29 protein-coding genes and 1 pseudogene are annotated in these 26,530 nt (G+C 48.8%); 5 read left to right on the top strand and 25 right to left on the bottom strand.

The window, feature by feature from the left end:
- Positions 1-5: 5 nt before the first annotated feature.
- Both H9L42_RS13900 and mreB read right to left on the bottom strand, forming a co-directional pair.
- The gene (locus tag H9L42_RS13900; RefSeq protein WP_187304010.1) at positions 6-1,133 is read right to left on the bottom strand and encodes a THUMP domain-containing class I SAM-dependent RNA methyltransferase; all 1,128 of its coding nucleotides are present in this window, start codon (positions 1,131-1,133) and stop codon (positions 6-8) included.
- Entirely contained in the window at positions 1,130-2,152 is a 1,023-nt protein-coding gene (gene mreB, locus H9L42_RS13895) for a rod shape-determining protein (RefSeq protein WP_187304009.1), read from the bottom strand. The genes H9L42_RS13900 and mreB overlap by 4 nt, the downstream gene beginning before the upstream one ends.
- A 598-nt stretch (positions 2,153-2,750) precedes the next feature.
- Here mreB and spoIIID point away from each other — a divergent pair.
- Positions 2,751-3,005: a sporulation transcriptional regulator SpoIIID gene (gene spoIIID / locus H9L42_RS13890; protein ID WP_187304008.1), complete on the top strand. Its 255-nt coding sequence runs from the start codon at positions 2,751-2,753 to the stop codon at positions 3,003-3,005.
- A gap of 86 nt (positions 3,006-3,091) precedes the next feature.
- On the opposite strand, the gene ftsH is transcribed toward spoIIID, so the two are convergent.
- The 4 genes from ftsH to H9L42_RS13870 form a co-directional block, all read right to left on the bottom strand.
- Positions 3,092-4,936 (bottom strand): ATP-dependent zinc metalloprotease FtsH, encoded by a 1,845-nt coding sequence (gene ftsH, locus H9L42_RS13885; protein ID WP_187304007.1) that lies wholly within the window; start codon positions 4,934-4,936, stop codon positions 3,092-3,094.
- Positions 4,937-4,962: 26 nt separating this feature from the next.
- Positions 4,963-5,589, bottom strand: a complete 627-nt coding sequence (locus H9L42_RS13880; RefSeq protein WP_187304006.1) for a hypothetical protein — start codon at positions 5,587-5,589, stop codon at positions 4,963-4,965.
- Positions 5,582-6,190, bottom strand: coding sequence for a hypothetical protein (locus H9L42_RS13875; protein ID WP_187304005.1), 609 nt, complete (start codon positions 6,188-6,190; stop codon positions 5,582-5,584). The genes H9L42_RS13880 and H9L42_RS13875 overlap by 8 nt, the downstream gene beginning before the upstream one ends.
- A gap of 69 nt (positions 6,191-6,259) precedes the next feature.
- Positions 6,260-7,864 carry a CTP synthase gene (locus tag H9L42_RS13870; protein WP_187304004.1) on the bottom strand — a complete coding sequence of 535 codons (1,605 nt, stop codon included), beginning with the start codon at positions 7,862-7,864 and terminating at the stop codon, positions 6,260-6,262.
- A gap of 424 nt (positions 7,865-8,288) precedes the next feature.
- On the opposite strand from H9L42_RS13870, the gene H9L42_RS13865 reads away from it, so the two are divergent.
- The 4 genes from H9L42_RS13865 to H9L42_RS13850 all read left to right on the top strand — a co-directional run bounded on the left by H9L42_RS13865 (position 8,289) and on the right by H9L42_RS13850 (position 12,101).
- The gene (locus H9L42_RS13865) at positions 8,289-9,302 is read left to right on the top strand and encodes a threonine aldolase family protein (RefSeq protein ID WP_187304003.1); all 1,014 of its coding nucleotides are present in this window, start codon (positions 8,289-8,291) and stop codon (positions 9,300-9,302) included.
- Between the two features lie 145 nt (positions 9,303-9,447).
- Positions 9,448-10,053 (top strand): DUF4342 domain-containing protein, encoded by a 606-nt coding sequence (locus tag H9L42_RS13860; protein WP_187304002.1) that lies wholly within the window; start codon positions 9,448-9,450, stop codon positions 10,051-10,053.
- A 15-nt stretch (positions 10,054-10,068) separates the two neighbouring features.
- Positions 10,069-10,782 carry a response regulator transcription factor gene (locus H9L42_RS13855; RefSeq protein WP_187304001.1) on the top strand — a complete coding sequence of 238 codons (714 nt, stop codon included), beginning with the start codon at positions 10,069-10,071 and terminating at the stop codon, positions 10,780-10,782.
- Positions 10,779-12,101 carry a sensor histidine kinase gene (locus H9L42_RS13850; protein WP_187304000.1) on the top strand — a complete coding sequence of 441 codons (1,323 nt, stop codon included), beginning with the start codon at positions 10,779-10,781 and terminating at the stop codon, positions 12,099-12,101. The genes H9L42_RS13855 and H9L42_RS13850 overlap by 4 nt, the downstream gene beginning before the upstream one ends.
- Positions 12,102-12,160: 59 nt before the next feature.
- Here the strand turns inward: H9L42_RS13850 and H9L42_RS13845 are convergent, their stop codons facing one another.
- From H9L42_RS13845 to H9L42_RS13755, 19 genes and pseudogenes are all read right to left on the bottom strand, one after another.
- Positions 12,161-13,054, bottom strand: coding sequence for a YitT family protein (locus H9L42_RS13845; protein WP_187303999.1), 894 nt, complete (start codon positions 13,052-13,054; stop codon positions 12,161-12,163).
- Positions 13,032-14,414 carry a DNA methyltransferase gene (locus H9L42_RS13840; protein WP_187303998.1) on the bottom strand — a complete coding sequence of 461 codons (1,383 nt, stop codon included), beginning with the start codon at positions 14,412-14,414 and terminating at the stop codon, positions 13,032-13,034. Before H9L42_RS13840 ends, H9L42_RS13845 begins: the two co-directional genes overlap by 23 nt.
- Entirely contained in the window at positions 14,411-16,210 is a 1,800-nt protein-coding gene (locus tag H9L42_RS13835; protein WP_187303997.1) for a YgiQ family radical SAM protein, read from the bottom strand. The genes H9L42_RS13840 and H9L42_RS13835 overlap by 4 nt, the downstream gene beginning before the upstream one ends.
- A gap of 77 nt (positions 16,211-16,287) precedes the next feature.
- Complete coding sequence (locus H9L42_RS13830; RefSeq protein ID WP_187303996.1) at positions 16,288-17,733, bottom strand: CHAP domain-containing protein; 1,446 nt, start codon at positions 17,731-17,733, stop codon at positions 16,288-16,290.
- A 236-nt stretch (positions 17,734-17,969) separates the two neighbouring features.
- Entirely contained in the window at positions 17,970-18,557 is a 588-nt protein-coding gene (locus H9L42_RS13825; RefSeq protein WP_187303995.1) for a flavodoxin family protein, read from the bottom strand.
- A gap of 50 nt (positions 18,558-18,607) precedes the next feature.
- The gene (locus H9L42_RS13820) at positions 18,608-18,970 is read right to left on the bottom strand and encodes a GNAT family N-acetyltransferase (protein WP_187303994.1); all 363 of its coding nucleotides are present in this window, start codon (positions 18,968-18,970) and stop codon (positions 18,608-18,610) included.
- Between the two features lie 39 nt (positions 18,971-19,009).
- Positions 19,010-19,550: pseudogene (locus tag H9L42_RS13815) on the bottom strand (LbetaH domain-containing protein).
- Positions 19,551-19,591: 41 nt separating this feature from the next.
- Positions 19,592-20,377 (bottom strand): GNAT family N-acetyltransferase, encoded by a 786-nt coding sequence (locus tag H9L42_RS13810; protein WP_187303993.1) that lies wholly within the window; start codon positions 20,375-20,377, stop codon positions 19,592-19,594.
- Positions 20,378-20,398: 21 nt separating this feature from the next.
- A complete protein-coding gene (locus H9L42_RS13805) occupies positions 20,399-20,671 on the bottom strand; it encodes a helix-hairpin-helix domain-containing protein (protein ID WP_187303992.1) in 273 nt (90 codons plus the stop codon).
- A 335-nt stretch (positions 20,672-21,006) separates the two neighbouring features.
- Complete coding sequence (locus H9L42_RS13800) at positions 21,007-21,429, bottom strand: SRPBCC family protein (RefSeq protein WP_187303991.1); 423 nt, start codon at positions 21,427-21,429, stop codon at positions 21,007-21,009.
- Positions 21,430-21,445: 16 nt separating this feature from the next.
- Positions 21,446-21,805 (bottom strand): hypothetical protein, encoded by a 360-nt coding sequence (locus H9L42_RS13795; protein ID WP_346726328.1) that lies wholly within the window; start codon positions 21,803-21,805, stop codon positions 21,446-21,448.
- A gap of 6 nt (positions 21,806-21,811) precedes the next feature.
- A complete protein-coding gene (locus H9L42_RS13790; protein WP_187303990.1) occupies positions 21,812-22,222 on the bottom strand; it encodes a hypothetical protein in 411 nt (136 codons plus the stop codon).
- A 252-nt stretch (positions 22,223-22,474) separates the two neighbouring features.
- Entirely contained in the window at positions 22,475-22,861 is a 387-nt protein-coding gene (locus H9L42_RS13785) for a GNAT family N-acetyltransferase (RefSeq protein ID WP_207734991.1), read from the bottom strand.
- 1 nt (position 22,862) lies between these two features.
- Complete coding sequence (locus tag H9L42_RS13780) at positions 22,863-23,576, bottom strand: AAA family ATPase (protein WP_346726327.1); 714 nt, start codon at positions 23,574-23,576, stop codon at positions 22,863-22,865.
- Between the two features lie 5 nt (positions 23,577-23,581).
- Positions 23,582-24,103: a P-loop NTPase family protein gene (locus tag H9L42_RS13775; protein WP_187303989.1), complete on the bottom strand. Its 522-nt coding sequence runs from the start codon at positions 24,101-24,103 to the stop codon at positions 23,582-23,584.
- 16 nt (positions 24,104-24,119) lie between these two features.
- Complete coding sequence (locus tag H9L42_RS13770) at positions 24,120-24,788, bottom strand: MmcQ/YjbR family DNA-binding protein (protein ID WP_187303988.1); 669 nt, start codon at positions 24,786-24,788, stop codon at positions 24,120-24,122.
- A gap of 65 nt (positions 24,789-24,853) precedes the next feature.
- Entirely contained in the window at positions 24,854-25,261 is a 408-nt protein-coding gene (locus H9L42_RS13765) for a cyclic nucleotide-binding domain-containing protein (RefSeq protein WP_187303987.1), read from the bottom strand.
- Between the two features lie 124 nt (positions 25,262-25,385).
- Complete coding sequence (locus tag H9L42_RS13760) at positions 25,386-25,802, bottom strand: YjdF family protein (protein ID WP_187303986.1); 417 nt, start codon at positions 25,800-25,802, stop codon at positions 25,386-25,388.
- 245 nt (positions 25,803-26,047) lie between these two features.
- Complete coding sequence (locus H9L42_RS13755) at positions 26,048-26,404, bottom strand: DUF2200 domain-containing protein (RefSeq protein ID WP_187303985.1); 357 nt, start codon at positions 26,402-26,404, stop codon at positions 26,048-26,050.
- Positions 26,405-26,530 lie beyond the last annotated feature (126 nt).

Here is a 26,530-nt window from a genome sequence, read left to right as displayed (position 1 = left end):
CTCTTTTACTTCCTTTTTCCATGGAATTGATAATAACAGGTTTCCAGCCGCCCGTTATAAAGCTTTCTGCGCCGATCCGCCTCTCTTCCGATCCGTTCCTCGGTTTCTTTCTCTGTCGTGATGACAAAGAGCGACCAGCCGGGATTTTCTTTCATATAGCGGCGGAAACTCTCATAGATCCGGGCAATGGACGCTTCCTCGCCGATCCGCTGTCCATAGGGCGGATTGGTGATGATGATGCCGTCGGTCACACTTCCGGGCGCAAGCTCCTCCACATCCGCGATCTGAAAACGGATGCAGTCGTCGACTCCCGCCTCGGCAGCGTTTTCCGCCGCGGCCTCAATAGCCCGCGCATTGGTATCTGAACCGCAAATCTGAAGATCCGCGTCATAACGGATTTCCTGATAGGCCTTCTGCCGTTCTTCTTTCCAGATCCGCTTTGGAATCAGCTCCCACCCTTCGCTGGCAAAACTCCGGTTCAGTCCGGGAGCAATCTTTCTTCCGATCAGCGCCGCTTCAATGGGAATCGTTCCCGATCCGCAACAAGGGTCGACCAGCAGCCGCCCCTCCTTCCAAAAGGAAAGCTGTACCATGGCGGCCGCCAGGGTCTCCTTAATCGGCGCTTCTACCGCGCATACCCGGTAGCCTCTCTTGTGCAGCCCGGTTCCGCTGGTATCTACCGTAACCGTTACCCGGTCTTTCAAAAGTGTAACCTTCACGGTATACTCGGCTCCGGTTTCCTCAAACTGCTCAATGCCGTAATATTCACTCAGACGCTCCACCATCGCTTTTTTGGTAATGCTCTGACAGCTGGGCACACTGTGGAGCGTGGATTTGACGGAGCTTCCGGTCACCGTGAATTTCCCGTCCGGAGGGATCAGCTCCTCCCAGGCAATGCCCTTTATCTGCTGAAAAAGTTCTTCGAAGGTTTTCGCCGTGAACTCTCCCATTTTCAGCAGGACCCGATCCGCGCAGCGGAGCCACAAGTTGCTGCGCACGATCGCCCTTTCATCTCCCAGGTATGTGACTTTTCCGTCTTCTGTCTTTATGAGCCGGTATCCCAACTCCTGTATTTCCCTTTTTACCACCGCCTCCAGCCCGAAGGTGGCAGTCGCAATCAATTCCAGCTTCAAATATAGATCTCCCTTCTGTTCATCTGACTTCTCTTTATTACATCCAGATTATCCAGCGCTTCGCCGGTTCCAATGGCTACGCAGGACTTGGCGTCTTCGGCGATCCTTACCCGGATTCCGGTCCGCTCCTGAATTCTTCGGTCAATTCCCCACAGGTAAGCGCCGCCTCCGGTAAGAACGATTCCAGCTCCGCTGATATCCGCCGCCAGTTCCGGCGGGGTTTTCTCCAGCACATTATGAACGGATTCGCAGATAATCGTCAATGGCTCGTCCAGAGCTTCCATAATTTCTTCCGATGTGACGGGAATGGTTTTCGGAAGTCCGGTCACCAGATCTCTTCCTTTGCATTCCACAGAAATGCTTTCTTCCCGCGGATAAGCAGTCCCGATCCGGATTTTCAGATCTTCTGCCGTACGTTCTCCGATATACAGATTGTGATGTTTTCGCAGATATTTGATAATCGACTCATCAAATCGGTCTCCGGCGACTTTTTCGGAAGCGCTGGTGACAATTCCTCCCATGGAGATCACGGCCACATCCGTAGTTCCACCTCCGATATCAATAATCATAATGCCGTCCGGCCGGGAAATATCAAGACCGGCGCCAATCGCCGCGGCAACCGGCTCTTCCATGAGGAACACAGACTTTCCTCCCGCCTGGCTGGCCGCTTCCCGTACTGCCCGTTTTTCAACTTCCGTCACGCCGCTGGGTACGCATACCATCAGCTTCGGGCGGAAAAATTTGCTGCTGCCGCAGGCTTTGCGGATAAAGTATTTGAGCATGCGCTCTGTCACGTCATAATCCGATATGACACCATCTTTCAGCGGTCGTACCGCTACAATACTCGCGGGCGTCCTTCCCAGCATCTCTCTCGCTTCCTCGCCCACCGCCAGAATCTCTTTCGACTCTTTGTCAATGGCGACCACGGACGGCTCGTTCAAAACAATTCCCTGCCCTTTAATATAAACCAGGACATTGGCCGTTCCCAAATCAATTCCAACTTCCTCTGTAAATCCCAATTTGCTACCTCCTCTATTCTAGCAGTTTGTGTTTAGTTTTGCCAGAGCGTAAGGAAAATATTGATAAAGAATCACAGGAAATTAATTTCCGCAAATTCCGGCAAAAAATTGCCGTTCCGGAAATGGAGGAGCAATGCTTTCGCGAATCGCTCACATTTTTATTCCCATACATTTCGTTTATATAAATAGGTAGTGATTTCTATTTTTGTTCCGACCGTTTATTCTGGCACATTATTTGCTTATATTATATAACGTATTTAAATCTGTCAGCGCATACGCAGTGGGGTGCCAGCGCTGCATATTCACGGTTCTCGTATATGCGGCGCTGATTCCTGCTAATCCCTTTATTGGGAGAATGCCGTATTTTCTTATAAATCAAAACAATGCGGTCCTGTTCCGCGAAATACAAGTTTTTCATGCCGGGGATCTTCATAGTGCTTTTTATGAGGCTCCTTTTCTTTTGCGAAGAATACCTCCCTCCGGAAATTCTTATGTAAAGATTTCAAGCATAACCATCTCTTTCTTTTCATATATTGTGATATCCAAATGGTTAATTTTAGCCGTTTAAATATTACAAGAGGTGGTGAACGGTCTTAACATGAAAGATTACATAGAAGAGAGAGTACTGGAGCTGGCCGGCTATATCATAGAAACAGGCGCGACAGTCCGAGCAGCAGCAAAAAAATTTCGGATCTCCAAGTCAACAGTACACAAGGACATCACAGAACGGCTCCTTGAGATAAACCCCGGGCTGGCCGCGCAGGTCAAAACGGTTCTGGATAACAACAAGGCAGAGCGCCATATCCGAGGCGGACTCGCTACAAAGGAAAAATATCAGCACACAGCAAAATAGTAAAAAAAGTATCGCTGAACGAGTGGCTTCATGCAGCGATACTTTTTATAAGCAAATTCTATAAGCAAATTCAGGTTTCTATGCTCCTACTGGCGGCGATTCAGGATTTCCATGAATTCTTCTCCTGTAATGGTTTCGTGTTCGTACAGGTAACCGGCCAGTTCATGCAGCTTTTGTTCTTGTTCCTTCAGAATATTCATAGCTTTCTCATACTGGCTTTTAATCATTTCCACGACCTGCCGGTCCACCTGGGTCTGTGTTTCATCCGAACACGCCATGGAAGCGTCTCCACCCAGATATCGGTTGCTGACTCCCTGCAGCGCCGTCATGCCAAAGGAATCACTCATTCCATACTGCGCGATCATGGCTCTCGCGATTTTGGTCGCTTGTTCGATATCATTTGACGCGCCTGTCGTAATGGAGTGGAAGATCAGTTCTTCAGCGGCACGTCCGCCTGTCAGAGTCGCGACTTTGTTTTCCAGTTCTTCTTTGGACATCAGAAAATGTTCCTGATCTTCTACCTGCATCGTATATCCCAGCGCTCCGGAGGTTCTCGGTATGATCGTGATTTTATGTACCGGGGCCGAATTATTCTGCATAGCCGCAACCAAGGCATGACCAATCTCATGGTAAGCGACGATTTCCTTTTCCTCTTTGGAAAGGACTCTGCTCTTCTTCTGGTATCCCGCGATTACCACCTCAATACTCTCTTCCAGATCTTCCTGAGTCGCGCAGCCTCTGCCGTCCCGTACAGCTCTCAGCGCCGCTTCATTGACTACATTGGCAAGCTCCGCGCCGGAGGCGCCTACTGCCGCTTTCGCGATTTCGTGAAAATCCACATCATCCGCAATCCGGATCTTTTTTGCGTGAACTTTCAGGATTTCTTCTCTTCCCTGAAGATCCGGAAGCTCCACCGGAATCCGCCGGTCAAATCTTCCCGGTCTCAAAAGAGCCGGGTCCAGAGAATCCGGCCGATTGGTCGCCGCCAGAATCACAACGCCTTTGGAACCGTCGAATCCATCCATCTCCGTCAAAAGCTGGTTCAGTGTCTGCTCCCGCTCATCGTTTCCGCCGGCAAACTGGCCGTCCCGCTTCTTGCCGATGGTGTCAATTTCATCGATAAATACAATACACGGAGCCTTTTCCGCTGCCTGTTTGAATAAATCACGCACTTTGGCGGCTCCCATTCCCACAAACATTTCCACGAATTCTGATCCGGATATGGAGAAGAAAGGAACTTCCGCTTCTCCCGCCACTGCCTTCGCAAGCAATGTTTTCCCGGTTCCCGGAGGCCCTACAAGCAGCGCGCCCTTTGGCATCTGGGCACCGATTTCCTGATACTTACGCGGATTATGCAGAAAGTCCACAATCTCCTGCAGCAATTCTTTTGCTTCGTCTTCTCCCGCCACATCCGAAAATTTAATACCGTCTGTGGATTTCACATAGATCTTGGCGTTGCTTTTTCCAAAGGACATGGCTCCCGGGCCACCGCCCATCATACTCCCCATTCTCTTGCTCAGGACTCGCCCCATAAACATAAAGATAATGAGCGGAACGGCGATGAAGATCACCATTTGCAGCAACGGAGACATTTCCCTCACAATTTTCTGTGAAAAAATCGCTCCCGACTGATATAGCCTGTCTACCAGGTTATCATCCTGAATTCGTCCGGTCTGGTAGACAATATCATTGCCCTCCTGTCTGTCGCTTTTTAAGGTATAGTAGATGACATCATCTTCAATCGTAACTTCCTGCACCTGCTTTTTATCAATACTGGAAAGGAAGTCATTATATTCCGCCTCTTTTACCGTATTTCCCCCCATCATAGGCGCAAGGAACATGTTCAGGAGCACGATAACAAGCAATGCTCCAATCCAGTAATAGATCAGCGGGCGCTTGTTTGGCTTTCCCCCGTTTTCTTTTTGATCCATTCTTATTCTCCCCTTTCGCTAATTTTCTATTTGACTTTTGACGGCGCACTTCGCTCCGTCGGTTTTCCCGTATGTGACCGCAACATTTCCTCCATATCTTGTTTGTCCGGCGTCCTCTTTAATTCCGTAATCTGATTAAGCATCCAGATTAAAACGATAACCTGCCCCAGCAGTTCGAAAAGCCGCAGGAAAATCCATCCTGTAAAAATGCCGGCAAATCCCACCATGGAAAGGACCAGCATTCCGACAGGAAACCCTTTTTTCCATCCCCGCAGCAGATTTGTACCTTTGACATCCTCCATCGCGCAGAACAGATTCTCGCAGATTCCGATCAGAAATAGATACCAGATCCCGTTTTCCAGAATCTCAAAGATCCAGAGATTCGGGACCGTGCCTACTATAACCAGATTATAGTAGCCGACCATTCCAAGCCAAAAGATCATTCCTTGTCCACATCGCGTTTTCATCTGCGCAAAATATACCTCTCCGTCTTCCTGCGTCAAAAATATCTGCGCCGCAACGGATAAAAACAGCAGACCGATGATCCGGGTAGACATTCCGGACAGAATAAAATCAATCCGCACAGCCGGAATCAGAAAAAGTATCCCCCAAAAGAGACGACTGTAAGCCTTTGACCGCGTTATTTCAGTCATTCTGCTCGCCTCCCTTCTTTACAAGAGAGAGGAAGTCAAGAAAAGGCATCTGACAAACAGTGGTAAACTCCCCGTATTGATTTGGTTCGGTCCAGTTTCCGCCGAAGGGATGAACGACAATTTTTCCCAAATCCGAAGTAATTTTCCTTCCATTATCCAGGCTGACCGTACATTCCGATAAAACAAAGGGGTTCCCCCTCTTCTCCAGATCCGTTTTAAAGCTTCCATCCACCGCGAAGGTTTCTTTTTTGACTGTATAAGGACCTCGATTTTTATAAACGCCTGTATCCTGCTCCTCTTCGAATACAAAATCCTCCCACGCAGAATCATTCACTGCCCACAAATTATGATCCGGATTGTCATCAAAGGCAATGCTCCGGATTCTCCTGGGATCCCCCACATTTGTAACGTATGTAAGAGAGAAGGCTTCATATCCGCCTTCCTCATCCTCTTCCAGGGAGATCTCCTGATAAAGAGGGAGAATCCTTGGAGCGGGAAGCAGAAAGTAAAATGCCGCAGCCAGACCCGTCGCCGTGATAAACAGAATAACGGCAGATACAATGACGGCGCTCCTGCACGCCGCAAAGATACGCTTTTTCATAACCGTTCCTCCTTTATTGTTATACACGCTTTCAGTATACCAGAAGAACGGCTTTCTGTCCTTATTTTTTTAATCCTGCCCGCAGTGTTCCGCGGCTTTTACAAATTCGCGGAACAGCGGATGGGCCCGGTTGGGGCGGCTCTTGAATTCCGGGTGATACTGAACGCCGACGAAATAACGATGCTTGGGGATTTCCACAGCTTCCACCAGCCTTTCGTCAGGGGAAGTTCCGGCAATCTTCATTCCCGCCGCTTCAAAGGCTTCCCGGTACTGGTTGTTAAATTCGTATCTGTGGCGGTGGCGTTCTGCGATTTCACCTGTTCCATAGGCTCTTTCCAAAACGGTTCCTTTGCGAACCTTGCACGGATAAGCGCCCAAGCGCATCGTGCCTCCTTTCGGAATATCACCCGACTGATCCGGCATAAAATCAATCACCTTATGCTCTGCGTTCTCATCAAATTCTCCGGAATTGGCGTCCGCAAGTCCTAAAACATTTCTCGCGAATTCGATGACCGCAATCTGCATGCCCAAACAAATTCCGAAATACGGTATGTCCCTTTCTCTCGCGAAACGGGCGGCTGTAATTTTTCCCTCAATCCCGCGATCCCCAAATCCTCCGGGAACCAAAATTCCCTGAGCATCACCAAGGAGCGTCTCCACCGTATTCTCCGTCACTTCTTCGGCTTCCACCCACTCGATCTGCACTCTGCATCCGTTCTCATATCCACCGTGGCGAAGAGCCTCGGCTACGGAAAGATACGCGTCGTGCAGTTTTATATATTTACCCACAATCGCGATTTTTACACATTTGTTCCGCGCCTTAATCCGCTCTACCATCTCCGCCCATTCTGCCATTTCGCAGGGACCCGCGTTGATTCCAAGCTCTCTGCATACGATCCAGGAAAAATTATGCTTTTCCAGCATCAGCGGCGCTTCATAAAGAACCGGCAGCGTCTGGTTTTCGATGACGCAGTCCAGCTTTACATTGCAAAACAGGGCGATCTTTTCACGAATGCTTTCATCAATCGGTTCATCCGCCCGCATGACAATGATATCCGGAGAAAGTCCCATACCCTGCATTTCCTTGACCGAATGCTGCGTTGGCTTTGATTTGTGTTCCCCGGAGCTTTTCAGATAGGGCACCAGGGTCACATGGATAAACAAGCAGTTTTCTTTGCCCTGTTCCAGTGAAATCTGCCGGATGGCCTCCAGGAAGGGCTGGCTTTCAATGTCCCCTACGGTACCCCCGATTTCGGTAATGATCACTTCCGCGTTGCCGGTATTTCCCACCTGATAAATGAACTCCTTGATCTCGTTTGTAATGTGGGGAATAACCTGAACGGTATTTCCCAGATATTCCCCCTGACGCTCTTTGTTCAGTACGTTCCAGTAAACCTTCCCTGTCGTCAGGTTGGAATATTTGTTCAGGTTTTCATCAATAAACCGCTCGTAATGTCCCAGATCCAGATCCGTTTCCGCTCCGTCTTCGGTCACGAACACTTCCCCGTGCTGATAAGGACTCATAGTTCCCGGGTCTACATTGATATACGGATCCAGTTTCTGAGCAGCGACTTTAAGCCCTCTGGCTTTTAAAAGCCTCCCCAGAGAAGCGGCGGTAATTCCCTTTCCGAGACCGGACACAACGCCGCCGGTTACAAAAATATACTTCTTCATATACTTACTCCTCTCTTATAGTTCTGTGGTTTTAAGGTTTGCGGTTTTGCGGGAAACTCGGCCAACGCTTCTTTTACGGGCGCGTTTTTATTATAAGCCCGCAGCCTCCCGGCCTGCAGCTCCGGTTCACAGCTTCCGGTTTCTCCCGACTTCTCGCGGTCTCGGTTTCTCACCGGTCCGCCAATTAAAAAAGCGCCCGTAAAATAAAAAAGATAAGGCACCGCGGCGTTTTGAGTGAGAAGGATAACTAAGACCCCTCATCGCCGTCTTTCCTTATATCTTTCATTCTCGTGCACTTGAATTTAATTATTACTATGCTAAAAATTATACTATAAATTTTCCCTGAACACCAGTCTTTTTTTGTCTTTTATGGTACGATATAAAATAGATTTTATCCGATTTTCGGACTACAGGAGGACAACTTATGATTTTTTTGAAAAATGATTACGGTCTCGGGGCGCATCCCCGGATTTTAAAAGCGCTGGAAGACGCGAACTCCTCTTATTTTCCAGGATACGGCCTGGATCCGGTCTGTGAGGAAGCGGCATCACTGCTTCGCGGCCGCGTAGAGTGTGAAGAAGCGGATGTTCACTTTCTGACAGGCGGCACCCAGACCAACCTGACGGCGCTTTCGGCTTTTTTAAGGCCGCATCACGCGGTGCTTGCCGCCCGCACGGCGCATATTTATACCCATGAAACGGGATCCATCGAAGCCTGCGGGCACAAAGTAATTCCTCTTCCTTCTGAAGACGGAAAGCTTACACCGCTCCAGATTGAGGAAGCGGTTCTCTCTCATACGGACGAGCACATGGTAAAACCCCGCCTCGTATATCTTTCCAATACCACGGAGCTGGGGAGCGTTTACTCCAGGGATGAGCTGGAAGCTGTCCGCGCGGTCTGCGAAAAATACAGCCTATACTTGTATCTGGATGGCGCGCGCCTGGGCTGCGCCCTTATAGCGGACGGACAGAATCTGACGCTTGCGGATCTGTCCCATCTGACGGACGCCTTTTCCATCGGCGGAACGAAAAACGGCGCTCTGTTCGGGGAAGCGCTTGTGATTACCAACGATAGGTTAAAGGAAGATTTTCGTTTTCATATGAAGCAGAAAGGCGCTATGTTGGCAAAGGGTTGGCTTCTGGGTCTTCAGTTCCGGGAGCTGTTTAAAGACGACCTGTATTTTGAGCTGGCGCGTCACGCTAATGAAATGGCTCGGCTGCTCAGCGGCGCTCTTATGGGCGGCGGATACGAATTTCTCCTGCCTCCCGCTTCCAACCAGCTCTTTGTCCGCCTGCCCAATATGCTGATCGAGCATCTGAGACCGTCAGTTGCCTTTGAGCCCTGGGACGCTCCCGGCGACCGCGCTTCGGTTATCCGGCTTGTCACTTCGTGGGGTACGACGGAAGAAGATATCATGGAGTTTATGAAGCTGCTGTAACTCTTGCCAAGCCGCAGCCGCGGCCGTTCCCGAAAGGACGCCGCGAATTCTAATGAATTTCTAATTTTTCTTAAATCCCCTTTTAAGAAAGCTTTTGTATCATAGACCTTGTAAACAGCAATTCGAGATTTATGGAGGTTTGAAAATGAATCATCTGGAAAAAGTGGAAAAACTGAGACAGCGGGCGGACGTCAGCTATGAAGAGGCCAAAGAGGCGTTGGAAAGCTGCGACTGGGATATCCTGGACGCGTTGATTCTTCTGGAATCTCAGGGCAAGGTAAAAGCGCCCGCTTCCGGGGAAGCCGCCGGAACATCCGTCAGTTCGGAACACAGGGGACATTTCGGAGAATCCGATGCTTCCGCTTCCGGTGAACAAGCGCAGGAGGAACCGACTCACGCGCTTGCGGTCTGTGAAACAAAGGAGGAAGAAAATAAAAAGGGACAGAGTGGATTTTTCGCCAAGCTGGGGAGAGCCATTCAGTATCTCGTGGCAAAGGGATGCGAAAACAGCCTGGTTATCAAGCGTCACGGACAGGTACAGTTTGAGCTTCCGGTCATCGCCTTTATCATTCTGCTGATTCTGTTCTTCTGGGTTGTTGTACCCCTCATGTTCGTCAGCCTGTTCTTTGATTTCAGCTACAATTTCAAAGGCGCGGAGCTGGGTAAGGAATCCATCAACAGGACCATGGATCAGGCAACGGAAGCGGTAAACAATTTTAAATCAGAAATCAACAAAGAGGATAAAAATTAATTCAGGGAGGAAACCATGTCCGTACACATTCTGCTCATTGAGGATGAAGAAAAAATCGCCAGATTCACCGAACTGGAACTGATCCACGAGGGCTACGAGGTCACGAAAGCAGCTGACGGCCGTGAGGGTCTTGCCCTGGCGGAAAGCGGCCGCTTTGACCTGTGCCTTCTGGATATCATGCTGCCCGGCCTTTCGGGCCTCGAAGTCCTGCGCCGCCTGCGCAAAAGCTCTCAGATGCCGGTCATCATGCTGACAGCCAGGGATGCGGTTATGGATAAAGTCTCGGGGCTGGATATGGGCGCCGATGATTATATCACAAAGCCCTTTGCCATCGAGGAACTGCTGGCCCGCATCCGGGTCGCTCTGAAAAAATCCGCGGGAACAGAGACACAAAAGAATTCCCAGCAAGCCTCCGCCGGCAGCCCGCAGCTTTCCTGGGGCGCGCTGCGCCTGGATCCCGTGCGTCATACGGTGACTTACGACGGGCAGAATGTGGAACTGACCAAACGGGAGTTTGTGCTGCTGCAGACACTGCTGGAAAACAAATCCGTGGTTCTGAGCCGCGACACCCTGCTGGATCGGGTATGGGGTTATGATTATATGGGGGAAACGAACGTTGTAGATGTGTATGTGTATTATCTGAGAAATAAAATCGATGATGTCTTCGGAGTCAAAATGATTCAGACCGTCCGGGGAGTGGGCTATGTCATAAAGGATGAAACGCCATGAACGAAACCAAAAAAATGCGATCCATATCCAGGAATATCAGCCGGAGCCAGATAGCCGGACTCTTTTCGGCCTTCCTCTTATTTGATATTCTGGTCACCTGCATGGCCCTCTGCGGCTGGTGCTATTTTCAGGAAACAGCAGGCGGGCGGGAGTTTCAGCTCAGTACGCCCCGCCGCTTTGAGCTGGCGCAGGAACGGGACATCCCCAAAGAAACGAAAGCCGCCATCGAACATACCGCCTGGCACAGCAGCCTTCCCTTTGAAAGCACCCTGAGCCGGGTACGCTATTTTTACGAAGATGAAACAGGAAAAGAGCGCCCTGTCTACGCGGGCCGTTATCTGATCTTTATCTGGCAGTGCCTGCTGCTGCTTTTCGCAGTACAGCTTCTTACCCTGCTGTTCGATATGCTGGGCGGCGCGAAAAAAGCCAGAAGGCAACTGGCTCCCCTCTATGAGATGACCAAGCGGGCGCAGGAACTGACCGATGAGGCAGCCTTTGACGAAGAAAAATTCCACCACCTGGAAGACGCTATCAGCCAGATCAGCCCTACCGGGCCGGACGCCAGACTCCACACCGGCGACAGCGAACTTTTGGGACTGGAACAGGCGGTCAACAGTCTTCTGGACCGGATGCGGCAGTCCTACCAGCAGCAGGCCCGTTTTGTATCCGACGCATCCCATGAGCTGCGTACCCCCATCGCCGTCATCCAGGGCTACGCAAACCTGCTGGACCGCTGGGGTAAGGAGGACGAACAGATTCTGGAAGAATCCATCCGCGCCATCAAGAGCGAATCGGACCACATGAAAAAGCTGGTGGAGCAGCTGCTGTTCCTGGCGCGGGGCGACAGCGGAAAAACCAGACTGGTTATGGAAAAAGTTTCCCTTGGGAATCTGATGAAAGAAGTGCTGGACGAATCCGTATTGATTGATCCAAAGCACCATTATATTCTGAAAAATGAGGAAGACGACCTTCTCATAACCGGAGACAGCTCTATGATCAAACAGGCCGCCCGAATTCTTGTGGACAATGCCGCCAAGTATACGCCGGAAGGCGGGGATATCCTGCTGCGAACCGGCCGAAATGAAAAGGGTCACAGCTTCTTCCTGGTACAGGACGAAGGAATCGGCATTTCACCGGATGACACGCCCCATATCTTTGAGCGTTTTTTCCGTTCCGATCCGGCAAGAAGCAGAGAAAGCGGCGGCACCGGTCTCGGACTTTCCATCGCCAAATGGATTATCGACCGTCACGGCGGCTATTTTCAGGTTCTCAGCCGGGAAGGAATCGGAACCCGGATTACCGTCTGCTTTCCCTCTTAAAGCGCGGCCTGTTCCTTACCTGGCAACACAATTTGTACAAAAGCCCTCGTCTGAACACCTTACTGTTCCTTCTCAATGTCCGTAAAGCCTTCACCGGTTCCCCACACGGTTTCCACCGGCACCACCGTAATCAGCGCTTTCGGATCCAGCTCCGCGGCTTTTCGCTTAATCAGAATGCTTTCCCTAGGCGAACACATGACATTAAGCTGTCTGTGGGCATGTTTTGTGTATTCGCCCCGTATTTCCGTACTGGAAACGCCTCTGCCGATGTCTTCCATGATATACTGGCTGATCGCTTCCGCCTGAACCGTAATCATCTCCAGCTTTACAATCTTCATTTCAAATCCGTAAATCACCATATCCGCCATTCTGCTGATAATCACCTGAGTAATCAGCGCGTAAAGGGCGATGTTCCTTCCAAACACAAACGCCGAAAGAATAATCACAATTCCGTCTATGGCCAGAAGCAGCTTGCTGAGGCTGTACTGGGGAAACAGTTTTTTTCTCAGTATCTTGGCAATCGCGTCCGTTCCGCCAAACACATATCCTCTCCAGAAGGCAAGCCCCGAAGCGATTCCGGAAAACACGCCGCAGAAAATCGCCGCAAGCAGCACGTCGGATTCTTCCAGAAGCTGGACGTCCAGGGTTTCAAAGACAAAAAGAACCGCCGGATACAGAATCGTAAGGAACAGAATCTTCCGCACTTCTTTCAGACCCAGAAATACAGCGGAAATAATCAGAATCAGTAAAGAGCCTCCGTAATAAAGCAGCGAAAAATCCACTGGAATATAAGTCTGTACAATCCGCACAATTCCCGTAAGTCCTCCTATGGTCAGTCCGTTCGGCAGCATGACTCCTACTGTGGCAAAGGCGCCCACACAGCACGCCAGCAGAAGAAACAGCACGTCCGCCGCGATTTTTTTAATCTGCTTATTCTTCCATTTCCCTTTCACATTCCGGCACCTCCCCCATATCCAGCACTTTCAGAGAACTGTTTCCAAACACATCGACAGCCCGCACGCTGATTTTCCCGGTATCGCTGACGATCTGCCTGCACACCTTTTCCATGGTATGATTTTCTTTCGGGAAAGAGAACTGCGGATTATGAACCCTTCCGTCATAATGAAAATCCACGCTCCAGTATTCCAAAAGCTGCAGCGGGTCCTTTTTCCGGAATTTTTTCAAAATCTCCCGATCCTCACGTTTCAGGGAAACCCGCTTCATATCCATAGTATAACCATCGAGAGTCACTGTTACCAGTTTTTTATCCGTCAGATCGATGGGTTCAACCTGAAGACGGATCTCCAGCTCATCTCCCTGCCGGTCCGGACACTCTTCCAGCAGAACAAAGGCGCTCTTTTTTACCGACATCCTCTTAAGGCTGCAGGCGGCGGCGATTCCTCCGATGTCACAGGCAATCCAGGTGCGGGAAAGCTTTTCCGCGGCCGCGGCAAAAGACCCGGAACCGCAGAAAAAGTCCGCGCAGCAGTCTCCCGGGCGGCTGCAGCTTTCGATAATCCGCTCCAGAAGCTGTTCCGGTTTCTGGGTGGCATAGCCGGTCCGTTCCCCGGAAGTCCGCCCCACCATATCGATCTGCCAGACGTCCTTCATATTAACCATGGTGTACCACCCCAGCTCATCCTTATACTCTTTCACGCCCTTAAACCGATAGGGCTTGTAACCCCGATTATAGGACTTTTCCTTCAGAGGCCGGAAATAATAATGTCTGCTTTTTCCGTAAAACAGCAGGGTATCGTGCTTCCTGGAAAAATTTCGTTTTCCCGTGCCTCCCGATTTGTAATGCCAGACCACCTCATTGACAAAATTCTTTTCCCCAAAGATGGCGTCCAGCAGGATTTTCACATAATGAACCACATGCCAGTCCAGATGCACCCACAGGCACCCTTCCTCGGAAAGCAGATCCCGAATTAAGAAAAACCGCACGCACAGCATCCGCAGATATTCCTCGATCCCGGTTTTCCACAAATCCTCGTATGCCAGCGGCTTGATGGCAGGCACATCGCCTACCGCTTCGGACTTGAGCCGGATCACCGCGTCGTAACTTGCTTTTGAATAAAAGGGAGGGTCCAGATAGGCGAGCTGCAGCTTTCCCTCCATTTTTTTCTCCCGCAGCAGATACTGGATAAAATCCAGATTATCACCCCGGGCAAGGAGGCTGCTTTCTTCTGATTTCCGGTGGTAGATTTTTTCCACCGGAAAAAATTTCGGTCCGCTCTCCAGGCTTTCCTTTATCTTGCAATATTCTCGTCTGCTTTCCTCCAGAATAGAAGGAAGCGAAAAAATCAAACTCATCCTTTTCTGCCTTTCCTGTGTTTTTCCGGCGTCAGAACCGGAATCAGATCCCTTCTTCCCGCCCGGGCAAGGGCCGCTTTCACAAGCTGTCTGTTTTCCGGCTTATGAAAATGGATCAGCGCCCGCTGCATCTTTTTTTCCTCCAGATCCGAGGGAATGTAAACCGCTTCCTTTGTAAAAGGATCTTCCCCGGTATAGTAGATGCAGGTGGAGAGGGTTCCCGGTGTGGGATAAAAATCCTGCACCTGATCGGGGATAAAATGATGCTCCTTTAAAAACAGCGCCAGTTCCACCGCGTCCGAAAGTCGGCTCCCCGGATGAGACGAGATCAGATAGGGAATCAGATACTGCTTTTTCCCCAGCTTCTCATTGATGCTCCGGTAAAGTCCGCTGAATTGCTCAAAGACTTCTTTTCCCGGTTTGCGCATGCTGGCGAGCACCCGGGGAGAAACATGCTCCGGCGCGACTTTCAGTGTTCCGCTGACATGGTATCTGCACAGATCCCACAGGAACTGCCTGTCCGGATCTGCCATCACATAATCGTAACGGATGCCCGAGCGGATAAAGACTTTTTTCACACCCGGAAGTTCTCTCAGGCGGGACAAGAGCTGCCGGTATTCCGTATGATCCACCTTCATCTGCGCGCAGGGCTTTGGGTACAGACAGTCTCGGTTCCGGCATACTCCGGATTTCAGCTGCTTTTCGCAGGCCGGATGGCGAAAATTAGCGGTCGGGCCTCCCACATCATGGATATAGCCTTTGAAGTCCGGTTTCTTCGTCAGTTCCTCCGCTTCCCTGACAATGGAGTCGATGCTCCGGCTGCGGAGTTCCCTTCCCTGGTGAAACGTCAGGGCGCAAAAGCTGCAGCCCCCAAAGCATCCTCTGCTGCTGACCAGACTGAACTTTACCTCTTTTAGGGCCGGAACGCCGCCCGCTCTTTCATAGACCGGATGGGACTCCCGTTCATAGGGAAGTTCATAAACCTGATCCAGTTCCTCCCGTTCCAGCGGCGGCTGGGGCGGATTCTGCACAACACAGCGGCCTTCCTTTCCGTAAGGCTCCATCAGGCGCTTTCCGCTGATGGCGTCGTTATTTCGGTACTGCAGGGCGAAACTGTCTCCGTATCTTCTTTTCTCTTCCCGGATTTCCTCAAAAGACGGCAGCAGGATGGTTTCTTCATCCGCGTCGGAAAGCGTTCCCCGGACGCAGGTTCCCCGAATCCATCCGATATATTTCGCCTCGATTCCGCTGTCCAGAGCTTCCGCGATCTCTATGACAGCCCGTTCTCCCATTCCGTAAATCAAAAGATCCGCTTTCGCGTCCAGCAGCACGGAACGCCTTACCTTATCGTCCCAGTAATCGTAGTGCCCCAGTCTGCGCAGGCTGGCTTCCAGGCCGCCGAGAATCACCGGAACATCCCGATAGGCTTCTTTCGCCCGGTTGCTGTAGACGATCAGCGCCCGATCCGGACGCAGACCCGCTTTTCCCCCCGGCGAATATTCATCCCGTTTTCTGCGATGTTTGAATACCGAAAAATGGTTCACCATGGAATCCACATTTCCGCTGTTAATGAGGAATCCCAGCCGCGGCTTTCCGAATCTGCGAAAGTCCTCAGCGGACCGCCAGTCCGGCTGGGACAGAATTGCCACTTTGTAGCCGAACCGTTCCAGAAGACGGCTGATAATCGCTGTGCCGAAGGACGGATGATCCACATAGGCGTCTCCTGTCACTAAGACAAAATCCACCTGCTCCCAGCCTCTCTTTTCCATATCCTTTTTTGAAATCGGCAGAAACATACCGCTTTCCTCCTCTTTCTGCAAGATCAGTAAAATTCCCTATTGGGAAGCCGCCCTCTCAATAGGGAATTTCATCTTTATACCCTCTTTGTATAAGATAGTTTAATCCAGTATCCGTTCTTTTTCAACTTGCCCCAGCCGTTCTTTCTCTTTGTAATCCGGTAGGTGCCTTTTTTCAATATACCTTTGCTCTTATACTTGATTCCCGGACCGGTGCGCATATTCAGTTCTGAAACCTTAACACGCGCTTTGTAAGCTTTTGTCCTAACTTTCGTTGTATAAGACAGTTTAATCCAATATCCGTTTTTCTTCAGTTTGCCCCAGCCATTTTTCGTCCTGGTAATCCAATAAATACCTTTTTTAAGTTTTCCCTTGCTCTTATACCTGGTTCCCGGACCAGTGCGCATATTCAGTTCCGAGACCGAAACCCGGACCTTTTGCGCTTTAGAGCGGGTGATTCCTAATGTATATGTTTTGACCTTTCCGTTTTCCGCTTTAACTGTAACCGGCTTAGAATTCAGACCTGTGCTGAGTTTTACGCTTCCTGTTCCGGAAACAGTGGCTTTTGAATGAGCTTTCAGCGCTTTTATGGTAACGGAATTTACATTGCTCGGCACAGTCAGGGAATAAGACGTCCGACTTGACTTGAAAGCAGGAGAAATCGAATATCCACTGACGCCCAAGCTTTTCAGCTTATTATTACTACTTTTTCCCGTAACTTTCGTCGTATATTCCAAAGCGATCCAATAGCCGTTGCTGGCGAGCTGTCCCCATTCTCCATCTGTTGTAACTGCCTTCAGCTTGTGGGTACCTTTTTTCACATAACCCATGTTCGAATATCCAGTTCCCGGGCCGGATCGCATCCGAAGCTGGGAAACTGAAACTCTCACACTGTAGTTCGCTTTCTTCTGGCTAATGCTGGAAGGGGTCTTATCAGTTATATAAATGTAGCCTTTGGGAGTCCCATTGCTGCTCCAGGGAATTCCATAATGGAAAAAGAAATCATCCGTAGAGCTCGGCCCATAGGTTTTTGTCTGCCATCCGGATTCAGAAACATAGATTTGGTTTCCCACTACTTGCTCCACAAATGCTACATGTGTCTTATATACAACGATGGAGCCCGCTTTTGGAGTAGAGCCGTAAGGATAAAACTTTCCCTTCTTATTACAGTCCCACCATTCACCCGCGTTTCCCCGCAGATTAGGATTAAGCGGCTCTCCCAGGACTTCACTGGCCCTGCTGTAGGCCCACCAGGTGCAGTTGCCCCAGATATATCCTCCTGTTCTGCCATCGTCCATAATTCCTTTATAATATTTAAAATCCGGCGCCAGCCTTCCCGCTTTCCAAAACCGGTTCAGATCGGAATAATAAAATTTCGCGTTTGGATCGGATAAAGTGGGCATGGTTGTCCGAATCTGAAAGGACCCGGCAGCGGATACTTCCGCGGGATTTGCCGCCGCGGGCACGAACAGAGTCATTACCAGCAACAGGATCAACAGGACAGACACACTTTTTCGCTTCATAAACAAAAGCCTCCTCATATTGGACATTTTCGATCTTTCTTTGTCAAAATTTCATAAGAATTCGTTATAATTATAGCTTTTGTCCAAAAATATGGCAAGATTTTTCCCTGATTTCTCCTTACAGACAAGGCGGATTTTGTCATTCATTGAAATTGATTTTTTCTTTCTGCCAATGGAACAACAAGATATGGTATAAAAAATATTAAAACGGTACTAGCAAAAAAGGCGCCCTTATCTCAGATATCGCAATATAAATTCCTTCCAAATTCATAAGCCCTGTCCAAATGTCCGGTTTTGCCAATCTGAGGATTTCCGTTTGTATCGCCGTAGCCTCCGGCAAGAAGCATGCCTTTATCTTGGAATCCGATATAATTTACAATCGCAAATTGATAGTAGGATACCGCCTGCTCAAAAGTCCAAAAGAAATTATCTGCCGCAGTCATCAGCAGCGCGCAGTCTTTTGCCGGGTATTTTTCATATCTGCCCAGCGGAGGGTTGTCATCTTCCTTCGCGATACAGTAAAACCGTTCAAGAAAGGCTTTTATCCGCGCGGTCAGGGTCCAGAAGTATAGTGGGGAAGCAAAGGTCAAACAGTCCGCTTCTCTGATTTTGGGGATTATCTCATTAAAATCATCTTTCTGAACGCACGGTTTTTCATAACGGCAAGCATTGCAGCCCAGGCAACCTTTTACTTCTTTTTCCATCAGAGAAATGACTTCCGCATTGTGGCCGGCCTCTTGAACTCCTTTCACAAACTGACTGACAAGCCGCGCCGTATTTCCGTTTTTCCGGCCGCCTCCCTGTATAATAAGGATTTTTTTCATAACTGCTATTACCTCCCAATTTCATTTTATCTGCTCCTGAATTTCAATATTTATTCGCTCCTTGTCACTTTCTCTGAGATTTCTTTACGCATAATTTCATATACAAGCACAGCGCCGTTTTCAACCTCGATCCCCTCGTGCCGCACGGTCTGATACCCTCTTTTTTCATACAGACCAACCGCGGGCAGGGAGCTTTCCAGATAAACCGCGTTGTATGTTTTGAAGATTTCCTGTTCCAGCTGAGCAAGGATTCCGCTTCCATATCCCTTTCCCTGACAGTCTGGTCTGACGAATACACGATTGATGTGATCCTCCGTACAGCTTCCGTCTGTCCGCTGGCCGCTTTTATGTAGTTCATAATTGCTCCTTTCCGGCGCCGGGAACCGCAGCCGCTTCTGAGGCCCCGGGCGCACACCATCGCGAAAATATCACAGATTGCGGGCAAAAGGTTCTTATTCGCCGTTTTGGATTCTCCTGATTTTTTCTAAATCAGGGCTGCATAATATATCCAGATTGTCAAATATTTTCTTTTCGTCCCAGTCCCACCATTTTATTTCTTCCAAATAGCGGATCAGCTCGTCATCGAATCGCTTCCTTTTTATTTCACAAGGGTTTCCGCCCGCAATGTGATAGGGAGATGACCGTATCTCCTTTAAAGGGTAAATCCTCCAGCGCAGGCGTCGCTTTTTCCCAACCGTTTCCCATCAGATTGAAGGGATAGGTCGTAATACTGTTCATTCTGTGATTGGCTCCGTTCATGATAATTTTTATTCCCGAAGCGATCTGACAAAATTTCCCGATAATCAGCTTGTCGCCAAAAAATTCGTAGTGATATAGAACGTGTTCCTCGAACTTGTCCGCTCCATCCACATCATCGTAGTACGTATAGTCTCCCACCTGGATATTCGGTTTTGTAATCACATTTTTGATAAAGCAAACGTTCGGCAGGTTTTTATTGGGGAATTTTTCGTTTTTATTTGGTCCATAGTTCATGCTATCACTTCCTTCCACAATTGCGCTCAGCGCAGACATTTCTATCTGCGCATATGGACGGTAGAGTATTCTCCATTATACTCATAACCCAATTTGACTGCCATGTGTCTCGATGTTTCGTTGGCCGCATCCCAGCACGGGCGTATCCCTCTTTTTTTCGCTTCCAGGATAAAACGGGCAGCGCATGGCAGGGCAAGTCCCCTGCGCCTGTAGTCTTCCCTTGTGGCAATCTGGATTTCGGTGCCTCCATCGTAAACGGTCATGGTGGATATTCCTGAAACCAGCTGTCCGTTATCCAGAATGCCAAAGCCAAAACCGCGGTTCAGATAATCCTCCGCATCCTCAAAGGTCTCACAAAATTCTCGCGACCATTCGCTGTCCATAGCCTGTCTGTACAGCTCCTCGTCAAAAGGCACAATTTGGTACCCCTCAGGCAGTTTTTCCATGTAGGAATTCAACCGTTTCTCGTCAAAATCATAGTCCTTCTGGACGATCCAAAATCGCATCACTTCTTCCGCCTTGTCAGGATGACACTCCAGTATCAGATCGCGCCAGCCGAGATTTTCCGGCGCATAGATAAATGTCGTCTCATTACCTTCGATATAATCGAAAACATGTTCGATCATATCCCGCACGCCAGCCGCTCCCGGATCTCCGCCCGGAAAGGAATACTCGCCGCTGACAATCAGTCCAAATTCCGGATTGGGAAAATCATTCACAAAGCCTTCTCCCTGATATCCCTGCAAATAACTGATCACCATGGAATCCCAAATTCCGTCAAATAACGGCGCAATCCCTTTGCGCTCCTCCCGCTTTACTTTCCGCATATTCTTTTCCCTCCTCCGGTTCTATTCCGTCCGCTCCTGTGGATACGATTTATCTTTCCAGTACCACCATTTCAACTTTTCCTTATCGGGATTTTCAGTCTCGGCAAAGTATACGGCAAGGCGGAATACATAAAGCTGGCATTTATCCTCCTGAAAGCCTTTGAATTCGCAGTCCTTCCGGTATAGCTCCTGCGGATCTTTTCCTTTTAAATCATCGATGGCCTTTATCCCGATATTCCGCAGATCCTCTTCAATATTTTTCCCTACTCCGGGAATCCTTCTTAACTCGCTCATGCTCCTCCTTTGTATTTCTCCTGCCTGCCGTTCAGCTGGGAACGGCAGTTTGGTATTTTTATTCATCTTATCAGTTAAACATTCTTTTCCATTTTTTGTATTTGTGTACATTTACACTTTCTTCAACACTTTGTACACGTTTTCTGATTCCCGAAGGTTTCTTTTTCCACGGAAAGCATTCGTTCTTCTGTCTTTTCCAGAAAAAATCGACCTATTTTTTCCATTTCGCCCCCCAAATATCCGTTCATAAATATTCGCGAAGAAAAAAACGTGTACAAACATTTCAACCTGAGCAAGCTGTACACTTTTTGGCGCCCCGGCAAGCGCTGCGCGTTTCAGCGATGACAGGAAACGCCTCCATACAAGCGCCTAAGTTCCGCTTCTAAATCGGCGACAAACCGGGCCTGCTGCGTTTTCAAATAACGTTTTATAAAGGGTTTCAGAAAAAATCGTTTTGCGCGGACCTCTTCTGTAAAACAAATTTCTGTTCCCTCTCCTTTACTGGAAAAAATGCCGGTCCAGTGCCCGCTCATGCTGCTGTTTTCCATATCAAACTCCCAGCGACGGTAGGGTTCGGAAGCGGTAATGGTAAATGTTGTCGCGTATCCCTTTTTTGTATATTCCACAAATTGCCTCTCGTTCAGACTTTCCGTCCGCTCCAGATCGCTGCGCCAGGTGTAATCCCGGACAGAAGTAACCGTATTCCATACGCTGCGAACGTCCCACGGCAGCACAGCTGTTATCGTTGAAATCGCCACTTTTTTACTCCTCTTTCTAAATTCCTGCTAAAAAGGGCTTTATTTTTTCTTTCACAGGTTCCGAGGCCTTTAGACCGATCATGGGGACCTGCAGGTGTTCCTCCCTCAGCCGCTTGTCAAGCAGTTCCATAAAAAGCCCCATCCCTTCGATTTCTTTATCCTGATCCGATGTCGTCTCAATGCCGACATCCGCGTCAAGAAGCGCTGTAATAACCTCCTTAAACGCTGCCGGATATACAGCGGTGCCATCCGATATGGCATTTTGATTCAAAAGACAATGGGCAATAAAAACAATTTTTTTGCTTCTCTTGTCTGAAAACATAACCAACCTCCGATCCAGATTCCGCTCAGACTGCATGGGAACCCCTTTCTTCATCCTTTCTCAACCCCGGAGCAGAATCACAACTCCGAAAACCGCCGTCAGAACTCCCAGCAGGCGGCCGAGTCCCGCGCTTTTTACATATCCGAATTTCCGGTATGTTTCCGGGGTGCAGAAGGGAAACAGAATCAATGTGATTCCCAGCAGCGCCATTCCGCTGCCCGCCAGATATTGAGATACTGAAGGAGTTTTAAAAAAGGCTCCCGCAACCAGCAGCAATACGGACGCGCAAATTCCTGAAAAAAACCATTTCAGACTCTTCTTTATTTTGCGCAGCGCTTTCTGATGAAGCTGCCGGCATTCTTCCGAGCAATAGGCATTTTCCCGATCTCCGTCCACATAGAATTTCGCCTGCCTGCCGCAGTAGCTGCAATTCACATCACTGCCGGTTATCCTGACTGTCTTGTTTTCCAAGTTCGTTCTCCTTTCTGCTCTTCTTAACGAAAGGCCGCTATACCGCGCAGTATACACCGGCTCAAAAATCATCCACATTGCGTATAATAATCGTATACACCACAGCATGAAAATCGTAAATTGCGTATAAAACCCGTCTATTCTGTCCTGATTTTATCAAAAAATCCGCTTCAAACCCTCTCTTTTTATGTTTTTTTGCACGCATTTTTTGCATTTTTCTCGTCCGTGTATACCCGGCCCGGCCTGGCCGCTTCACAGGGCATCTATGATATAGGACTGCAGACTCTTTTGGCAGCCGTTTTTCTCGTAAAAGGGTTCCACTCCCGGCTGGGCGCCAAAATACAGTATCGTCGGAGTATGTTCTCTGGCAAGGCAAAGCAGCCTGCTGCCGATTCCCTGATGCTGATACTGCGGCAGAACCAGCAGCTCTGTAATTGTTCCGAAAAAGCAGCCGTCCGAAAGAATCCGCAGGCAGCCCGCGAGAATCGCCCCGTCGTAAGCGGTAATATTTATGGTCTTCTTCAGCGCCTCCCGGGTCTTTGGCAGATCATACTCTCCCGGCCATACCTGCCTGGCCAGGGAAAGGAAATCTTCCGCATTCATTTTTTTATCGTCAACGGTATACTTTATTTTTCTCATCTTACCTCCCCAGAAGTTTCGTTAAAAGAGACTCTCGATTGTGAAGAAACATTTCCGTCACTTGATAGCTTTCCGTGTCTTCATATGCAATGAGTCGCGGTTCGCTTTTATCAAAAGACCAAATATCCGCATCCGGATACCCCAGCAGAATCGGCGAATGACTTGCAATTATAAACTGAGCCCCTTTCTCAACCGCCTGTTTCATGGTAACAAGAAAGGCCAGCTGGCTCTGAGGGGACAGTGCCGCTTCCGGTTCATCGAGAATGTAGAGCCCCTGCGCCGATAATTTACCCCGCATCACAGCCAGAAAGCTTTCCCCATGGGACTGTTCGTGCAAGCCCATGGAAGGATGATTTCCATCCGCGTATTCGGCTTCTTTGGTCGCTACGTTATAAAAGCTTTCCGCCCGGAGGAAATATCCCCATTTCGGTGTCCGGGCGCCTCGCACGATTGTCACGGCTTCCCAAAGGCCGGAATGGGAGTCATGGGTGGAAAAAGAATAATGAATGCTTCCGCCTTCCGGATTAAATCCCCACGCGATAGCGATTGCTTCCAGCAGTGTGGATTTTCCCGTCCCGTTTTCTCCCGCGAAATACGTGACCGGGCCGCTGAAGGAAAGTTCCTTCATTCCCGTCAGAGCGGGAATATGATGCAGATAGCTTTCCTCCGAAAAATGCTCCCAATCGATACATACCTTTTTAATAAATACACACACAATTTTTATCCTCTCTGAAATTCATCTTCTATATTATGCCAGTGATCGATACGAATATAATCACAGTTATATTTCCGGCACATTTTCAGATAATGGGCATTATCCGCAAGAACGTCCTCCATCGCGCACTGGGTGCCGCCGATCCGCTGCTCAATTACATTCGCGTATTTTTTTATATCCTCAAAATGCTGTTCAATATAATTGCGGCTCATTACCAGGCAGTAATAACGGATCTCTTTTAAATAATCCTCTGAGAAATCCTCTTTCCACTGAAAGGGAACGTAGCATCCCTCAACAATGAGATTCTGCTGATTCTCAATCGCCGTTTTTATGATTTCCCGAACAATCGGCCACAAATAACCTTCCAGTTCTTCATCGTTTTCCGGCGTGAGCGAGGTGTTTCCGCTCCGGATCAGACCCATCTTTAAATGGTCAATGGATAAGTAAGGGTATTGGTACCGCTCAAGAAGTCTCTGCGCCAGCAGTGTTTTCCCTGTATGAGAAGCGCCGGTAATCAAAATAATCATTTGCTGCCTCCTCGTTTCACTTTGCCAGGCGGTAACTCTCATCAATGCGGCTGCAGATTTCCTCTGTGGATACCGAACCGTCCAAAATTATGGTATACCAGTGTTTCTTATTCATATGCCAGCCCGGAAAGTATCTTTTCTTGTCTATCATCGCGTTCATCTGCTCCGGTTCGATCCGTAAATCAATAATTTCAACAATTTCATCTGAAGGGAACCCCAGCTTTCTGCGGGAAACGGTAAGAATCGCGCCATACCATTTCCGGGTCTCTTTCCTGCGCCAGACAGCATTATCCGGAAATTTGCTCCAAAGGAATTCAAGCTCATCCCCGTAGGTTTCGCGAACATAGGCGATAATCTCTTTTGTCTGCGCGCTCTTGAACACATCTGGCTCAAAACACGTTTCCGCGATGTCAGTAAGCACTTGTTCATATTCCAGCTTCACCCCGGTGACAAAGCGCCCTGTCGCGTGATCCGAAAGATGTAACGTGTAAGGTTCCTTTGTTTCCGGATCCATTACCACCGCTGTCACTAAGCCGTCCTGCGCAAGTTCTATTTCCATTGAAAACCCGCTGCCGGGCAAGACCGTATGATAGGCGTAGCCTCCGCCCTCTTCCGAGAAACCATATGCTAACAGCTTTGACCTGTCGGCTTTTCTTCTTCTGAAAATACGATTTATAAGATCCATTGCCGCTCCTTTTGCGTGTTTTGCCTTTTCGTTCATTATAACATAGAAAGCCGATATGCTTCCCGTCAACCTTGCCAATAAAGGCGCTCCGCGTTTTCCCGCAAACGATGGTGGAAAAAACAGCTGAACCAACAGGGATTCGCAATTCCCTCGTGATCCATTACAAGGATTGTTACAAGGGTTTCCGCTTGATAAGTAGCGGATTTTGCAGCCTCCGGTACGATTTCTGAAAAAACGACGCTGCCGAAAAAAGAGTTTTCCTTCAGCAAACGGACATTTCCATTCGGCATAGTCATTCGAATCTTGCCGGATAAAAGCAGAAAACAATACTGCCCGTTCTGCAGCAGTTCTGTCAAATCATCCTTTTCTTTGTAAAATTTTATTTTTGCTCCGATGCATGCCAGCAGCATTTCCATATCCTCTTTCGGGATTCCGTTAAACAACACATAATCCAGAAGTGTAAATTTTTTCATCTGTGTTTCACCTGCCTTATCTTCTTTACATCTCCTTGGCGAAGAATGGGTCTCCTCCGGTATGTATAAATATTATAATATCATGTTGACAGAAATGCGAACGAAAAAGGGGCATTTTCTGCCCCTACCTTCCTTTGTGTTTTTCTTTTTTCTTCTGTTGTTTTAATTCAAATTTACGCTTTTTTTCCTCTTCCGTGCGCCGGCGTTTTTGGCCTTTGCGATTCATTTTCAGCTGTTCCTGCTGCAGTTTCAGCGCCTGCTGGGATTTTGTCCCCGCTCCGGCGCGCTTTAACTGTTTTTCCGCTTCCCGCCGCATCCGCTTGGGGTTCTTTTTCTGCTCCTTTCCCACCACGCGGACGCCTGGGCTGAAACGCAGTTCGTCATAGTGCTTCTGAATAAACGCATACACTTCCTGCTCCCTTGGTTCGGCGCCAAAGGTTACTTTCGCTGCTGACAGTTTGCCCTTTTCCACCCGCTCAAAGATTCCCATCCAGAACGGATCTTCGAAAAATACCGTCAGCCTGCCTGTTACTCTGCTCATGACAATCCCTCCTTTGATTGGTCAATGAGCAAAGAATGGACAACCCGGAGGGGCAGGTTACTTACCTCATCTGTAGCAATGAGACGGCCGGGCTACCTACCGGCTCTGGCGCATGGAAAAATGCGCGTTGCGTTTTTATCTTTGCTGTTTTGTGAAATATCGCGGTTCCTGATCGGCGCCGCAAAAAAATAGTAGATCAGAACTTTGGGGAAGTCAAGGTTTCATGGATTTTTGTTACTTCCCGCTTAAGCCTTTTTCCTCAAAATCTTTTCCATCGCTTTTCCCTTGGCAAACTCATCGATGAGCTTGTCCAGATAGCGTATCTCCCGCATAAGCGGCTCTTCAATCTCTTCCACCCGCACTCCGCACACGACTCCTTTGATCAGCTTCCTGTCCGGATTTAACTGCGGGGCGTTTCGGAAAAAATCGCTGTAGCTTATCGACCCTGCCGCCGCCTTTCTAATATCTTCTGTCTGATAGCCGGTAAGCCAGGAAATAATCGTATCTACCTCTTCAGCCGTTCTTCCCTTTCTTTCCGCTTTTTGAACCAGCAGCGGATAGAGTTTCGCAAATTCCATATTATATACTTTTTCCGAATTCATTGGTTCTCCTGGTATATTGTAATTGACTCATTTAGCAAGTCATCTACAAGATACACTGGTATATTGTAATTGACTCATTTAGCAAGTCATCTACAAGATACACTTTCCTTTCTATCAACCTTCTTC

Source organism: Zhenpiania hominis (genome assembly GCF_014333425.1).
In the GTDB taxonomy this organism is placed as follows: domain Bacteria; phylum Bacillota; class Clostridia; order Peptostreptococcales; family Anaerovoracaceae; genus Hominibacterium; species Hominibacterium hominis.
Note: the sequence above shows the minus strand (reverse complement) of the source record. Positions and strands in the feature narration are given on the sequence as shown.

What these genes read in the sequence shown, in the direction of transcription:
- spoIIID (WP_187304008.1), top strand. Translation starts at nt 2,751, where the DNA reads ATGAAAGATTACATAGAAGAGAGAGTACTGGAGCTGGCCGGCTATATC.
- ftsH (WP_187304007.1), bottom strand. Translation starts at nt 4,936, where the DNA reads ATGGATCAAAAAGAAAACGGGGGAAAGCCAAACAAGCGCCCGCTGATC.
- H9L42_RS13880 (WP_187304006.1), bottom strand. Translation starts at nt 5,589, where the DNA reads ATGACTGAAATAACGCGGTCAAAGGCTTACAGTCGTCTCTTTTGGGGG.
- H9L42_RS13875 (WP_187304005.1), bottom strand. Translation starts at nt 6,190, where the DNA reads ATGAAAAAGCGTATCTTTGCGGCGTGCAGGAGCGCCGTCATTGTATCT.
- H9L42_RS13870 (WP_187304004.1), bottom strand. Translation starts at nt 7,864, where the DNA reads ATGAAGAAGTATATTTTTGTAACCGGCGGCGTTGTGTCCGGTCTCGGA.
- H9L42_RS13865 (WP_187304003.1), top strand. Translation starts at nt 8,289, where the DNA reads ATGATTTTTTTGAAAAATGATTACGGTCTCGGGGCGCATCCCCGGATT.
- H9L42_RS13860 (WP_187304002.1), top strand. Translation starts at nt 9,448, where the DNA reads ATGAATCATCTGGAAAAAGTGGAAAAACTGAGACAGCGGGCGGACGTC.
- H9L42_RS13855 (WP_187304001.1), top strand. Translation starts at nt 10,069, where the DNA reads ATGTCCGTACACATTCTGCTCATTGAGGATGAAGAAAAAATCGCCAGA.
- H9L42_RS13850 (WP_187304000.1), top strand. Translation starts at nt 10,779, where the DNA reads ATGAACGAAACCAAAAAAATGCGATCCATATCCAGGAATATCAGCCGG.
- H9L42_RS13840 (WP_187303998.1), bottom strand. Translation starts at nt 14,414, where the DNA reads ATGAGTTTGATTTTTTCGCTTCCTTCTATTCTGGAGGAAAGCAGACGA.
- H9L42_RS13835 (WP_187303997.1), bottom strand. Translation starts at nt 16,210, where the DNA reads ATGTTTCTGCCGATTTCAAAAAAGGATATGGAAAAGAGAGGCTGGGAG.
- H9L42_RS13830 (WP_187303996.1), bottom strand. Translation starts at nt 17,733, where the DNA reads ATGAAGCGAAAAAGTGTGTCTGTCCTGTTGATCCTGTTGCTGGTAATG.
- H9L42_RS13825 (WP_187303995.1), bottom strand. Translation starts at nt 18,557, where the DNA reads ATGAAAAAAATCCTTATTATACAGGGAGGCGGCCGGAAAAACGGAAAT.
- H9L42_RS13810 (WP_187303993.1), bottom strand. Translation starts at nt 20,377, where the DNA reads ATGCGGAAAGTAAAGCGGGAGGAGCGCAAAGGGATTGCGCCGTTATTT.
- H9L42_RS13805 (WP_187303992.1), bottom strand. Translation starts at nt 20,671, where the DNA reads ATGAGCGAGTTAAGAAGGATTCCCGGAGTAGGGAAAAATATTGAAGAG.
- H9L42_RS13795 (WP_346726328.1), bottom strand. Translation starts at nt 21,805, where the DNA reads ATGAAGAAAGGGGTTCCCATGCAGTCTGAGCGGAATCTGGATCGGAGG.
- H9L42_RS13785 (WP_207734991.1), bottom strand. Translation starts at nt 22,861, where the DNA reads ATGAGAAAAATAAAGTATACCGTTGACGATAAAAAAATGAATGCGGAA.
- H9L42_RS13775 (WP_187303989.1), bottom strand. Translation starts at nt 24,103, where the DNA reads ATGATTATTTTGATTACCGGCGCTTCTCATACAGGGAAAACACTGCTG.
- H9L42_RS13770 (WP_187303988.1), bottom strand. Translation starts at nt 24,788, where the DNA reads ATGGATCTTATAAATCGTATTTTCAGAAGAAGAAAAGCCGACAGGTCA.
- H9L42_RS13765 (WP_187303987.1), bottom strand. Translation starts at nt 25,261, where the DNA reads ATGAAAAAATTTACACTTCTGGATTATGTGTTGTTTAACGGAATCCCG.
- H9L42_RS13760 (WP_187303986.1), bottom strand. Translation starts at nt 25,802, where the DNA reads ATGAGCAGAGTAACAGGCAGGCTGACGGTATTTTTCGAAGATCCGTTC.
- H9L42_RS13755 (WP_187303985.1), bottom strand. Translation starts at nt 26,404, where the DNA reads ATGAATTCGGAAAAAGTATATAATATGGAATTTGCGAAACTCTATCCG.